This window comes from Methyloversatilis universalis FAM5 (genome assembly GCF_000214035.2).
Lineage (GTDB): Bacteria > Pseudomonadota > Gammaproteobacteria > Burkholderiales > Rhodocyclaceae > Methyloversatilis > Methyloversatilis universalis.
The window spans coordinates 21931-34458 of the sequence record NZ_AFHG01000030.1 but is presented as its reverse complement, the minus strand read 5'-3'; the positions used below and the strand labels follow the sequence as shown (position 1 = coordinate 34458).

16 protein-coding genes are annotated in these 12528 nt (G+C 65.8%); 3 read left to right on the top strand and 13 right to left on the bottom strand.

What is annotated here, in order from left to right; all coding sequences use genetic code 11:
* Positions 1-3: 3 nt before the first annotated feature.
* Positions 4-603 carry an RNA polymerase sigma factor RpoE gene (gene rpoE / locus METUNV1_RS03040; protein ID WP_008058723.1) on the bottom strand — a complete coding sequence of 200 codons (600 nt, stop codon included), beginning with the start codon at positions 601-603 and terminating at the stop codon, positions 4-6.
* Positions 604-838: 235 nt separating this feature from the next.
* Between rpoE and nadB the strand changes: the two genes are divergently transcribed.
* The gene (gene nadB, locus METUNV1_RS03035) at positions 839-2464 is read left to right on the top strand and encodes an L-aspartate oxidase (RefSeq protein WP_008058722.1); all 1626 of its coding nucleotides are present in this window, start codon (positions 839-841) and stop codon (positions 2462-2464) included.
* Here nadB and METUNV1_RS03030 read toward each other — a convergent pair.
* The 9 genes from METUNV1_RS03030 to METUNV1_RS02990 all read right to left on the bottom strand — a co-directional run bounded on the left by METUNV1_RS03030 (position 2355) and on the right by METUNV1_RS02990 (position 9099).
* Complete coding sequence (locus METUNV1_RS03030; RefSeq protein WP_139026274.1) at positions 2355-2819, bottom strand: hypothetical protein; 465 nt, start codon at positions 2817-2819, stop codon at positions 2355-2357. The genes nadB and METUNV1_RS03030 overlap by 110 nt on opposite strands.
* 27 nt (positions 2820-2846) lie before the next feature.
* Positions 2847-4085 carry a beta-ketoacyl-ACP synthase II gene (fabF, locus tag METUNV1_RS03025; protein ID WP_008058721.1) on the bottom strand — a complete coding sequence of 413 codons (1239 nt, stop codon included), beginning with the start codon at positions 4083-4085 and terminating at the stop codon, positions 2847-2849.
* A gap of 24 nt (positions 4086-4109) precedes the next feature.
* Positions 4110-4355 (bottom strand): acyl carrier protein, encoded by a 246-nt coding sequence (gene acpP / locus METUNV1_RS03020; protein ID WP_008058720.1) that lies wholly within the window; start codon positions 4353-4355, stop codon positions 4110-4112.
* A 139-nt stretch (positions 4356-4494) separates the two neighbouring features.
* On the bottom strand, positions 4495-5241 hold the full coding sequence (gene fabG, locus METUNV1_RS03015) for a 3-oxoacyl-ACP reductase FabG (RefSeq protein WP_008058719.1): 747 nt from the start codon (positions 5239-5241) through the stop codon (positions 4495-4497).
* Entirely contained in the window at positions 5241-6179 is a 939-nt protein-coding gene (gene fabD, locus METUNV1_RS03010) for an ACP S-malonyltransferase (RefSeq protein ID WP_008058718.1), read from the bottom strand. The genes fabG and fabD overlap by 1 nt, the downstream gene beginning before the upstream one ends.
* Positions 6180-6239: 60 nt before the next feature.
* Positions 6240-7202, bottom strand: coding sequence for a beta-ketoacyl-ACP synthase III (locus METUNV1_RS03005; RefSeq protein ID WP_043358926.1), 963 nt, complete (start codon positions 7200-7202; stop codon positions 6240-6242).
* Complete coding sequence (plsX, locus tag METUNV1_RS03000; protein WP_008058714.1) at positions 7199-8212, bottom strand: phosphate acyltransferase PlsX; 1014 nt, start codon at positions 8210-8212, stop codon at positions 7199-7201. Before plsX ends, METUNV1_RS03005 begins: the two co-directional genes overlap by 4 nt.
* A 79-nt stretch (positions 8213-8291) precedes the next feature.
* Complete coding sequence (gene rpmF / locus METUNV1_RS02995; RefSeq protein WP_008058713.1) at positions 8292-8471, bottom strand: 50S ribosomal protein L32; 180 nt, start codon at positions 8469-8471, stop codon at positions 8292-8294.
* Positions 8472-8544: 73 nt separating this feature from the next.
* Positions 8545-9099 (bottom strand): YceD family protein, encoded by a 555-nt coding sequence (locus tag METUNV1_RS02990; RefSeq protein WP_008058711.1) that lies wholly within the window; start codon positions 9097-9099, stop codon positions 8545-8547.
* 125 nt (positions 9100-9224) lie between these two features.
* Between METUNV1_RS02990 and METUNV1_RS02985 the strand changes: the two genes are divergently transcribed.
* Both METUNV1_RS02985 and METUNV1_RS02980 read left to right on the top strand, forming a co-directional pair.
* Positions 9225-9809: a Maf family protein gene (locus METUNV1_RS02985; protein ID WP_008058708.1), complete on the top strand. Its 585-nt coding sequence runs from the start codon at positions 9225-9227 to the stop codon at positions 9807-9809.
* Positions 9806-10537 (top strand): SAM-dependent methyltransferase, encoded by a 732-nt coding sequence (locus METUNV1_RS02980; RefSeq protein WP_008058703.1) that lies wholly within the window; start codon positions 9806-9808, stop codon positions 10535-10537. Before METUNV1_RS02985 ends, METUNV1_RS02980 begins: the two co-directional genes overlap by 4 nt.
* Positions 10538-10551: 14 nt before the next feature.
* On the opposite strand, the gene METUNV1_RS02975 is transcribed toward METUNV1_RS02980, so the two are convergent.
* The 3 genes from METUNV1_RS02975 to METUNV1_RS02965 are packed head-to-tail and all read right to left on the bottom strand — an operon-like array spanning position 10552 to position 12522.
* Entirely contained in the window at positions 10552-11517 is a 966-nt protein-coding gene (locus tag METUNV1_RS02975; protein ID WP_008058701.1) for a S49 family peptidase, read from the bottom strand.
* Between the two features lie 10 nt (positions 11518-11527).
* Complete coding sequence (locus METUNV1_RS02970; RefSeq protein WP_043358925.1) at positions 11528-11869, bottom strand: Rieske (2Fe-2S) protein; 342 nt, start codon at positions 11867-11869, stop codon at positions 11528-11530.
* Positions 11866-12522 (bottom strand): HAD family hydrolase, encoded by a 657-nt coding sequence (locus METUNV1_RS02965; RefSeq protein ID WP_008058687.1) that lies wholly within the window; start codon positions 12520-12522, stop codon positions 11866-11868. Before METUNV1_RS02965 ends, METUNV1_RS02970 begins: the two co-directional genes overlap by 4 nt.
* Positions 12523-12528: the final 6 nt, after the last annotated feature.

Below are 12528 nucleotides of genomic sequence, written 5' to 3'. Positions count from 1 at the left end.
GTGTTACCACCTCTTGTCGGGTGCCGTATCGAGCAGCGGGCGCAGCTTTTCGGCGATCGCCTCACGGGCACGGAAGATGCGCGAACGCACCGTGCCGATCGGACACTCCATCACCATCGCGATTTCCTCGTAGGCCATGCCCTCGAGTTCGCGCAGCATGATGGCCGTGCGCAGTTCTTCAGGCAGCGCTTCCATCGCGGAAGTCACCGTCTCTCCGATCTGCTTGGTCAGCAGCAGCCGTTCGGGCGTGTTGATATCCCTGAGGTTGTCGCTGTCGTCAAAGTTCTCCGCCTCTTCGGAATCGAACTCCGTGCTGGTCGGGGCACGCCGGCCCTGGGACACGAGATAGTTCTTCGCGGTATTCACGCCGATGCGGTAAAGCCAAGTGTAGAACGCACTCTCGCCACGGAACGAAGGCAGCGCACGGTAGGCCTTGATGAAGGCTTCCTGTGCGACGTCCTCGACCTCGGCAGGGTCGCGTATCAGGCGCGACAGCAGCCGTCCGAGCTTGCGCTGGTACTTGCTGACCAGCAGCCCGAAGGCCTGCTTGTCGCCGCGCTGCGCGCGCTCGACGAGTCGCTGGTCAAGCTCTCGCTCAGTCATCTGGGCCGTTGTGGTGCCACCCGGGTCTTTCGCCGGCGCGGATTTTGAACTGGCGCGCAGTATATCCGAGCGCACAGGCCTGGGCATTACTTGGAGGGGGTTCAGGGTCGCGTCCATGCCCTCATTGACTGGATGGTTTCAGCAAAGTTCATCCGATGCGTCACTCAGCGTTTCCGGCGGTACGTCGCGTTGCACTGCGATATAGTGCAGCCCTTCTCGTGAAACGCGGAAAACCGTGCAGACATTCGACGTGCTGGTACTGGGAAGCGGCCTTGCGGGCCAGGCGCTTTCGCTGCGTCTTGCCGAGGCCGGCCGCCAGGTTGCGCTCATCACCAAGCTCAAGCTGGAGGATTCGGCTTCGAGCTGGGCTCAGGGTGGTGTGGCAGCGGTACTGGACGACGAGGATTCGATCGAAGCCCACCTTCGCGATACGCTGGTGGCTGGCGCCGGTCTGTGCGACCTTGAGGCCAGCCGCTTCGTGGTCGAGAACGGCCGGCGCGCGATCGAATGGCTGATCGCCCGGGGCGTACCCTTCACCCGCGATGAAGGCAGTGCGCTCGGGTACCACCTGACGCGTGAAGGCGGCCACAGCCACCGCCGCATCGTGCATGCGGCGGACGCCACCGGTTCCGCCATCCAGATGACGCTGACCGGCCAGGTCAAGGCACATCCGAACATTCACATCTTCGAGCGCCATCTGGCGGTGGATCTCATCGTGGGCTGGAAAATCGGCCGCCCGGATCTGGGCTGTGCCGGCGCCTACGTGCTGGATCTCGATGACGACCAGGTCGATACCTTCTCGGCCCCGGTGGTGGCCCTGGCAACCGGTGGCGCGGGCAAGGTCTATCTGTACACGACCAATCCGGACACCGCGACCGGCGACGGCATCGCGATGGCCTGGCGGGCCGGCTGCCGGGTCGGCAACATGGAATTCATCCAGTTCCATCCGACCTGCCTCTATCACCCACATGCCAAGTCTTTCCTGATCACCGAAGCCATGCGCGGCGAAGGCGGCCTCCTGCGGCTGCCGGACGGCGAACGCTTCATGCCGGCCCACGACGAGCGCGCCGAACTGGCGCCGCGCGACGTGGTGGCGCGTGCGATCGACTATGAAATGAAGAAGCGCGGTCTGGACTGCGTCTATCTGGACGTGTCGCACAAGCCGGCCGACTTCCTGATCAGCCACTTCCCGAACATCCACGCCCGCTGTCTGGAACTGGGCATCGACATCACCCGGCAGCCGATACCGGTGGTGCCGGCCGCCCACTACACCTGTGGCGGCGTGCGGGTCGATCACCGTGCCCGCACCGACGTCGACGGCCTGTACGCGCTGGGCGAAACCAGCTACACCGGGCTGCACGGCGCGAACCGTCTGGCAAGCAATTCACTGCTGGAATGCCTGGTCTATGCCGAATCAGCGGCACAGGACATCCTCGCCCGCAGCCCGCAGGCCCAGCCGGATCTGCCGGCCTGGGACGAAAGCCGCGTCACCGACGCCGACGAAGAGGTGGTGATCGCCCACAACTGGGACGAACTGCGCCGCTTCATGTGGGACTACGTGGGCATCGTCCGCACCAACAAGCGACTGGAACGCGCGCTGCATCGCATCCGGCTGCTCGAGCGGGAAATCGACGAGTACTACGCCAATTTCCGCATCAGCAACGACCTGATCGAACTGCGCAATCTGGTGCTCACCGCCCACCTCATCGTGCGCAGCGCGATGCAGCGGCACGAAAGCCGCGGCCTGCACTTCAGCCGCGACTATCCGGAAACCAGCGCGACCGCCATGCCGACCATCCTCCGGCCGCGTCGCGCGCGTCATCCCGAAGACCTTCACGCACCGCTCGCCGCAGACGCCTGAAGTCGTCCCGCCGGACGAAGCGGTCGGCGCTGAGCAGCAGACGCCGCGGGCCCGATCCGGCGCACTCCAGTTCAAGGGACAGCGCATGCCGGCTCATGCGCGCGTGCCTGAGCCGCGCCTGCACCGTCTCGCCATCGCGTCGGTACAGCCGCACATCACACCCGTTCTCCAGCGACAGCGCCTGCAGACCCCGGTCGCGATGTCGCAGCCACGCGCAGGCGCACAGCGCCGGCAGCAGCGCGAAGGTGACCACCGGCTGCAGCCACGCCACCAGAACCGCAGCCAGCGCACAAACAAAAAGGGCCACGTCTGAACGACGTGACCCTTTCAGCTGAATCGGTTCGGCGACTGCCATCCTTGCGGACGTCCGGCGCCGCCCGCGTCAGAGGCGACGGAACACCAGCGTCGCGTTGGTGCCCCCGAAACCGAAGGCATTCGACATCGCGGCGCGGATCTTCATTTCTCGCGGGACCAGCGGGACGTAATCCAGGTCGCAGGCCGGATCCTGATCGTGCAGATTGGCGGTCGGCGGCGCGATCTGGTGGTGCAGCGCCAGAATGCTCACCACCGCCTCGATGCCCGACGCCGCGCCCAGCGCGTGGCCGGTCATGGACTTGGTCGAACTGACGCACAGCTTTTTGGCGTGCTCGCCGAAGCAGCGCTTGACCGCCACCGTTTCGGCAATGTCACCCAGCGGCGTGGATGTGCCGTGGGCGTTGATGTAGTCCACTTCGTCCAGCGCCACACCACCGTTACGCAGTGCATTGGCCATGCTGCGCGAAGCGCCCTCGCCATCCTCGCACGGGGCGGTGATGTGATGCGCGTCCGCGCTCATGCCGTAGCCGGCCAGCTCGCAGTAGATGCGAGCCCCGCGCGCCTTGGCGTGTTCGTATTCCTCGAGCACCAGCACGCCGGCACCTTCACCCAGCACGAAACCGTCACGGCCGGTGTCCCACGGACGGCTGGCCGTTTCCGGATCATCGTTGCGGGTAGACAGCGCCTTCGCAGCCGCGAAACCACCCACCGCGAGACTGCAGATGGTCGATTCGGCACCGCCGGCGATCATCACGTCGGCGTCACCGTACTCGATCAGGCGCATGGCTTCGCCGATCGAGTGATTGGCAGTGGCACAGGCACTCACCGTCGCGAAATTCGGGCCCTTGAAGCCGTAGTTGATCGCGACGATGCCGGAGATCATGTTGATGATCGAACCGGGAATGAAGAACGGCGACACCTTGCGCACGCCGCCGGACATCATGGCGGTATGCGTGTCCTCGATCATCGGCAGGCCGCCGATGCCGGAACCGACACACACGCCGATGCGCTCGGCGTTGGCCGGGTGCGCTTCGAGACCGGCATCACGCACCGCATCCATCGAGGCAGCAATGCCGTAATGGATGAAGGTGTCGTAACGGCGGGCCTCTTTCGGAGACAGGTAGTTGGCGACGTCGAAATCGCGTACTTCGCCTGCGATCTGGACCGGCATTTCCGAAGCATCGAAGCGCGTGATGCGACGAATGCCCGACTTCGCCGCCAGTATGTTCTCCCAGGCTTGGCCGACGGTATTGCCGACCGGGGAAATGATGCCCAGGCCGGTGACGACTATTCTCTTACGTGCCAAAACGTGCTCCGCGAAATGAAACGATCAAGCCTTGCTGGCGAGGTGACGAGTCACGTAGTCGATGGCTTGCTGCACCGAGGTGATCTTCTCGGCTTCTTCGTCCGGGATTTCGCACTCGAATTCTTCTTCGAGGGCCATCACCAGTTCGACGGTGTCGAGCGAATCGGCACCCAGATCATCCACGAAGGACGATTCGTTCTTGATCTCGGCCTCGTTGACGCCCAGTTGTTCGGCGACGATCTTCTTGACGCGTTGTTCGATGTTTTCCATTGCGGTACTCCTTCCCTGTTAGGCCCTGACGAGAGCGTGAGGACGCGAAAAAAAAGTGGCGCGAGTGTATCAGAAAGCCTGCTCCACTTCGCTTCCGGGCGCCAACCGGTGGAACACACTGTCCGGCGCCCGGGTGAAATCAATGCATGAACATGCCGCCGTTGACGTGCAGCGTGCTGCCGGTGACGTAGGCTGCACCGGGCGAAGCGAGGAATACGACCGCCGCGGCGACCTCGTCGGCATGACCCAGACGACCCAGCGGAATCTGGCCCAGCAGCGCGTCGCGTGCAGCGTCGCCCAGGGCCTCGGTCATGTCGGTGGCGATGAAGCCGGGCGCCACGCAGTTCACCGTGATGTTGCGCGAACCCAGTTCGCGCGCCAGGGCCATGCTCATGCCGGCCACGCCGGCCTTGGCGGCCGCGTAGTTGGCCTGGCCCGGATTGCCGGTTTCGCCTACCACCGAGGTGATGTTGATGATGCGGCCGCTGCGCGCCTTCATCATGCCCTTCATCACCGCGCGCGACATGGTGAACACCGCCTTGAGGTTGGTGTCGATCACCGCCTGCCACTCGTCATCCTTCATCCGCATGGCGAGATTGTCACGCGTGATGCCGGCGTTGTTCACCAGCACCGACACGGTGCCGAAGTCCTTCTCGATCGCGCCGATCACGGCGGGGATGGCCGCCGCATCGGTCACGTCGAGCACCACGCCGCGGCCCTTGATGCCCGCGGCGTCGAAGGCCTGCTGGATGCCTGCAGCGCCGCTTTCAGACGTGGCGGTACCGACCACGGTCGCGCCCGCCTGGCCCAGCGCCAGCGCGATCGAGCGGCCGATGCCGCGGCTCGCGCCGGTCACCAGCGCGATCTGTCCGTCAAGTACGCCCATCAATTCACTCCGATCTGTTGAGCAAGCTGGTCGAGCGCGGCCGCATCGGCCAGCGCCACACCGTTGAGATTGCGGTCGATGCGCTTGGTGAGACCGGCCAGCACCTTGCCCGGGCCGCACTCCGCCACCGTGGTGACGCCCAGCGCGGCCATGCGCTGGATCACCTCGACCCAGCGGACCGGCGCGGCGGCCTGGCGGACCAGCGCGTCGCGGATGGCGTCCGCCTCGTCCGGCGTCGCCACATCGACATTGTTCACCAGCGCGATCTGCGGACGGGCGAAGGCGATGCCCGGCAGAACCGCCGCCAGACGATCGGCCGCCGGCTGCATCAGGCTGCAGTGGAAAGGCGCGCTGACCGGCAGCGCGACAGTCCGCTTGGCACCCCGTTCGGACAGCACGGCCATCGCCCGCTGCACCGCGGCGGCATGGCCGGCGATCACCGTCTGTTCCGGCGAATTGAAATTGACTGCAGCCACCACCTCACCCTGGGCGGCATCCACGCAAGCGGCCTTCACCACGTCGGCATCCAGGCCCAGTACCGCAGCCATGGCGCCGGTACCGGCAGGCACGGCTTCCTGCATGGCCTGCGCGCGCAGACGCACCAGCGGCACCGCATCCTTCAGTGCGAGCACGCCGGCCGCCACCAGCGCCGCGTACTCGCCGAGGCTGTGTCCGGCCACCACGTCCGGCTGACGGCCGGTACGCTTGATCCAGCTGCGATACACCGCCACACCGGCGGTGAGCATCAGCGGCTGGGTATTGGTGGTCAGCGACAGGCGTTCGGCCGGGCCTTCGGCCGCCATCGCCCACAGATCTTCACCCAGCGCGGCTGACGCTTCGTCGAAGGTGGCGCGGATGTCGGCGTCGTCGCCATAGGCGGCCATCATGCCGACCGACTGCGAACCCTGGCCCGGAAATACGAAAGCAAGTTTCTGCATGGTGTGTAAGGAATCAGATGTCCAGCGATGCGGAGCGCCCGGCAGGTGCGCCCCCGCGGATCAGTAGCGCAGCAGCACGCCGCCCCAGGTGAAGCCGCCGCCCACGCCTTCGAGCATCACGTGGTCGCCGCGCTTGATGCGGCCGTCGCGCACCGCCACGTCCAGTGCCAGCGGCACCGACGCGGCCGAGGTGTTGCCGTGTTCGGCCACCGTGGTCACCACGTGTTCCATCGACAGATTGAGCCGCTTGGCCGTGGACTGCAGGATGCGGATATTGGCCTGATGCGGCACCAGCCAGTTCAGCGAATCGAGCGGAAGGCCGGCTGCCTGCATCAGTTCGACCGCGGTGTCGCCGAGCACGCGCACCGCGAACTTGAATACCGCCTGCCCGTCCATCTGCAGCAGCGGCTTGCCGGATATGGCGCCATTGCATACCTGGCCCGGCACCGACAGGATGTCGTGGTAATGACCGTCGGCATGCAACGCGGAAGCCAGGATGCCCGGCTCGTCCGACGCTTCGAGCACCACCGCACCCGCGCCGTCGCCAAACAGTACGCAGGTACCGCGATCGTTCCAGTCCAGGATGCGCGAGAACACTTCAGCACCCACGACCAGCGCGCACTTGTGCGAACCGGAGCGGATGAACTTTTCCGCCACCGTGAGCGCATAGACGAAGCCCGAGCACACGGCCTGCACGTCGAAGGCGGTCGCGGCACGGTTGCCCAGCTTGTGCTGGAGCATGCAGGCGGTACTCGGGAAAACCTGATCGGGCGTCGAGGTTGCGACGATGATCAGATCGACATCGGCCGCGCTGCGGCCTGCCGCTTCCAGCGCCTTCTGGCTGGCGTGCAGCGCGAGGTCGCTGGAATGTTCGGCGTCCGCGGCGAAATGCCGGAAGCGGATGCCTGTGCGTTCGGCAACCCACTCGTCGGAGGTATCGATCCCCCGGGCCACCAGGTCATGGTTCGACACCGGGGCGCCGGGCAGATAGCCACCCGTGCCGGTAATGCGGCAGAAAGTCATGCAGCTACCTCGGTACGTTTCATGCATTGCGTGATGCGGGCAATCAGGTCATTGCGCACCGCGTCAGCAGCGCGCGCAACCGCCTGTTCAAAGCCGTAGGCATCGCTGGAGCCGTGGCTCTTCACCACGACACCGCGCAGGCCCAGCAGGCTGGCGCCATTGTAACGGCGATGATCCACCCGGTTGCGGAAGGCGGCGATGACCGGGCGGGCCACGATGTACATCAGCTTGCGCAGCGGCCCCCGGCTGAATTCCTCGCGCAGGAAGGTGCCGATCATCTGGGCCAGACCTTCCGACGTCTTCAGCGCAACATTGCCGACGAAGCCGTCGCACACGACGACATCGGTCGTGCCTTTGTAGATGTCGTTGCCTTCCACATTGCCGTGGAAGTTCAGGTCGCTGGCGCGCAGCAGTTCGGCCGCGCCCTTGACCGCCTCGTTGCCCTTGATTTCCTCTTCGCCGATGTTCAGCAGACCGACGCTGGGGCGCTCGCGCGACTCCAGTGCGGACACCAGCATCGCGCCCATCAGGCCGAACTGGTAGAGGTGCTCCGAGGTGCAGTCGACATTGGCGCCAAGGTCGAGCACATAGGTGTGCCCCTTGACCGTCGGCAGAATGGACGCGATGGCCGGGCGGTCGATGCCGGGAAGCATCTTCAGCACGAACTTGGAAATGGCCATCAGCGCGCCGGTGTTGCCAGCCGACACCGCAGCCTGGGCACGCCCCTCCTTGACCAGATCGATCGCGACCCGCATCGAGGAATCCTTCTTGCCGCGCAGGGCTTGAGCCGGGGGCTCGTCCATCCCGACCACCTCGGACGCGTGGACGACAGAAAGCCGCGGCTCGCGATCCGCGCCGAGCCGCTTCAGTTCTGCATGGAGGACATCCTGCAGGCCCACCAGAAGGAGGCTGCAGTCCGGGTCCCTGCGCAGATAGGCCAGGGACGCCGGAAGGGTGACGGACGGACCATGATCCCCGCCCATGCAATCGATGGCCAGGGTATAGCTCATGCCGCGCACCCGATCAATTCACGTTCACCCGGTTCGGCCGCGCGGAGGCGGCGGGCCGGAAACAACGGAACGGCGATGATCACTCGCCCTTGGTCTTGAGCACCTTCTTGCCGCGGTAGAAGCCGCTCGGCGAGATGTGATGACGCAGGTGGGTTTCACCCGTGGTCGACTCGACGGCAGTCGCCGGCGCGGTCAGGAAATCGTGGGCACGATGCATGCCGCGCTTCGACGGCGACTTCTTGTTTTGCTGGACAGCCATGAAACAACTCCCCCGGATAACCGGATAAAAAACTCTACGCACTCACCCGCCGGCACCTGCCAGCGAGCATGAATCAATTCCGTTTCAGCTGTTCGAGCACCGCGAACGGCGACGGCCGTTTCTCGGTCGCACCGGCCGGCTCCCCGGCCTTGCCCGCGACATCAGGCATGTCGCACTGCGCATGCGCCGGCACGGTCGGCAAGGCCAGCAGCACCTCGTCCTCGACCAGCGCATGCAGGTCGAGCGGTCCGTCAATCTCGAGCGCCTCGAAACTGTCGTCCTCGAGGTCTTCGTCACCCCACTCTTCGCCGGCGACCACCAGCCGGAAGCGTGATGCCCCCCGGGCCTCGACCAGCACGTCGCCGAGGCAGCGCTGGCACTGCATGGGCACGTCAGCGCTCACTTCGAGTGACAGCCAGCAGGCGCCCTCTGCATCGACCGAACCGTGAAGCGCCCAGCGCAGCGAACGCTCGCCGGCGCCTTCCGCGCCGCATTCGGACGCCAGCCGTTCAAATGCGGCCAACCTGACCTCGCCTGATAGCGTGGTTCCGGCACGCGCAAACTGCTGCGCGTCGATACGCACCTGCAGTTCGTCGCCCGACAGCGTGTTTCCGGTCTGTTCAGCCATGCCTGTGGCGCCACGACATCTCGCGAGGCGGAGAAACAAACCGTAAATGATACTATCCGCCGCTCATGTATGTCAAAGCAACCTGCGTCTTCACGACGCAGTGCGCCCAGCCTCCCGCCCGCACCATGCCCCTGCCCGACCTCGTCCTTGGCTCGTCCTCGCGCTACCGGCGCGAACTGCTGTCACGCCTGCGCATTCCATTCACCACCGCGTCGCCGGACATCGATGAAAGCCCAAGCGTCGGCGAAACGCCGCGCGCACTCGCCGCCCGGCTGGCGCGGCAGAAGGCGGAGGCGATCGCCCGTCGGCTGCCCGGCCACACCGTAATCGGCTCCGACCAGGTGGCTTCCTGCGGCGGCCGACAGTACGGCAAACCGGGCACGCGAGACGCAGCCATTGCCCAGCTGGCCGAACTGAGCGGACAGACCGTGGTGTTCGACACCGCGCTGTGCGTCATCGACGGCCGAAGCGGCCAGCCTCATGAAGCGGTGGTGCCGACCGAAGTCGTATTCCGCCCGCTGTCGCACGCCGAGATCGAGCGCTACATCGACCTCGACGAGCCGCTGGACTGCGCCGGCGCGGCCAAATCCGAATCGCTGGGCATCGCTCTGCTGGAAAGGCTCAGCGGCGACGACCCGACCGCACTGGTCGGCCTGCCGCTGATACGGCTCAGCGCCATCCTGCGCGAACTGGGCTATACGCTGCCATGAGTGACGCACCCCGCACACCGGGCACGCTCTACATGCTGCCCAGCCCGCTGGACGCCGCCACCGGCACCGCGCTCGACACGCCGGCGGCGGTTCGCGAGCGCGCTCACCAGCTGGATTACTTCCTGGTCGAAAGCGCCAAGTCGGCGCGCGCGACGCTGAAGCGCCTCGAACACCCGACGCCGCTGCGCGAACTGGACATCGTCGAACTGCCACCGGAAAAGGACGGGCGCCTGCTGCGCGAACTGCTGTCACCGGTGCTCGCCGGTCGCAGCGCCGGCGTCATTTCCGATGCGGGCTGTCCCGGCGTGGCCGACCCGGGCGCACTGGCTGCACGCACCGCCCACACAATGGGCATCCCGGTTGCCCCCCTGGTCGGGCCGTCGTCCATTCTGCTCGCGCTGATGGCCTCGGGGCTGAACGGTCAGTCCTTCGCCTTTCACGGCTATCTGCCGGTGGATGAGAGCGCGCGGGCCAAGGCACTGGCCGAACTGGAAAAGCAGTCGCAGCGGCTGCGCCAGACCCAGCTGTTCATCGAAACGCCGTACCGCAACCTGCGGATGTTCGACGCGATACGCGCACACTGTCGCGGCGACACGCTGCTGTGCATTGCGGCTGCGCTGACCGCACCGGATCAGTTCATCCGGACCCGGCCGGTCGCGCAATGGACCTCCGAAGAGATCGGTCGCATCGATCGCCGCCCCGCCCTCTTTCTGCTGCTGGCCGGCTGAACCGGCCAGCAAAATCAGCGCATGCCGACCCGCCCGAGCGCGCCGGCGACGCTCTCACCCAGATCCGCGCCGAACTTCTTGGCGAAACGTTCGGCGATGTTCTGTCGCTGGGTGAAATCAACGATGTCCGCCGCCTTCACCACATCGCGCGCCACGAATTCAACGCTGCCCAGATCATCGGCCAGTCCGAGCTCGATGCTGCGCGAACCGCTCCACATCAGGCCGGAGAACATGTCCGGCGACTCCTTGAGCCGGTCACCACGCCCCTTACGCACCACGGCGATGAACTGCTCATGCACATCGCCCAGCAGCTGCTGCGCGTGCGCCTTCTGGCGCGGATCCTGCGGCGAGAACGGATCGAGAAAGCCCTTGTTCTCGCCGGCGGTCAGCAGACGGCGCTCCACGCCCACCTTGTCCATCAGGCCGGTGAAGCCGAAACCGTCCATCAGCACGCCGATGGAGCCGACGATGCTGGCCTTGTCTACATAGATGCGGTCGGCGGCCACCGCCACGTAATAGCCGCCGGACGCGCAGATGTCCTCGACCACCGCGTACAGCGGGGTGTCCGGGTAGAGCGCGCGCAGGCGGTAGATTTCGTCGTTGATGATGCCGCTCTGCACCGGACTGCCGCCCGGGCTGTTGATCTTCAGGATGACGCCCTGGGTGTTCTTGTCGTCGAAGGCGGACTGCAGCGACGAAATGATGCGGTCGGCGCTCGCCTCGCCGTTGGGCGCGATCACGCCGCTCAGCTCCACCAACGCGGTGTGCTTGCGGTGCTCTGCCTGATTGAACAGCGCGCTCCAGTCGATCAGCGCGAAAGCCAGCACGCCCAGGTAGGCAAAGCCGACCAGCCGGAAAAAGATGCTCCAGCGACGGCGACGGCGCTGCTCGACCACGGATTCAAGAGCCAGCCGTTCGATCAGCTTGCGCTCCCAGGTCGGATCAACGCGCTGTTCGGACTGACGTTCAGATTCGGACATGATGTTTCACTTACTCGCTGCGTGCTTCGGACAGCCACACCTGTCCTTCGGATTCCTCGAGCCCCAGCGCTTCGAGCCGCTTGCCGCGACAGGGACCACCCACGCACAGGCCGGTATCCGGCTCATACAGGGCGCCATGCGTGGAACAGATCAAGTATAGCTTTGAAGTATCGAAGAACTCGCCATGGTTCCAGTCCAGCTCGATCGGTACATGGCGGCAACTGTTGACATATCCATACACCTTGCCCCGGAAGCGGACCGCAAACGCCTGAACAGGCTTCCCGGAACGGTCGATCGCAAACCGCACGCCCGGGCCGCCCTCCCCGATGTCGGCCGACGCGCACACCTTCATGCGTGACACCGCAACCACTCCCGGAGCTCATCGACGCTGGCGGCGTGGCCGTGCGGCCCGGCAGCCAGCAGTTCGTCCAGCGGATGCGCGCCATAGCTCACCGCCACCGCCGCGCAGCCGGCGTGACGGGCCATCAGCAGGTCGTGGGTGGTATCGCCGATCACCAGCGTGCGTTCCGGCGCGTGACCCAGCTCTTCCATCAGTTCCAGCACCATGTCCGGCGCCGGCTTGGACACCGACTCGTCGGCACAGCGGGTGGACGCAAATTTCGGTCCCAGCCCGGTGTGACCCAGCGCGCGGTTCAGGCCTGCGCGGCTCTTGCCGGTGGCGACCGCCAGCGTATGTCCCCAGCCGGCCAGATCGTCCAGCAGCTCCGGCACGCCGCCGAACAGCGTCAGTTCGTGGTCGCGCGCAAGGTAGTGATAGCGGTAGCGGCCGGCCAGCTCCTGATGGCGCGACACCGGCAGCGAGGGCACTGCACGGGCCAGCGCATCGATCAGGCCAAGGCCGATGACCGAACGCGCGGTCGCGTCGTCCGGCGGCGGAACGCCGATATCGACGCAGGCGTGCTGAATGGCATGGACGATGGCGGCCGCGGAATCGAGCAGCGTGCCATCCCAGTCGAAAACGATGAGGTCGAACTGTGCGGGCATGGAAGG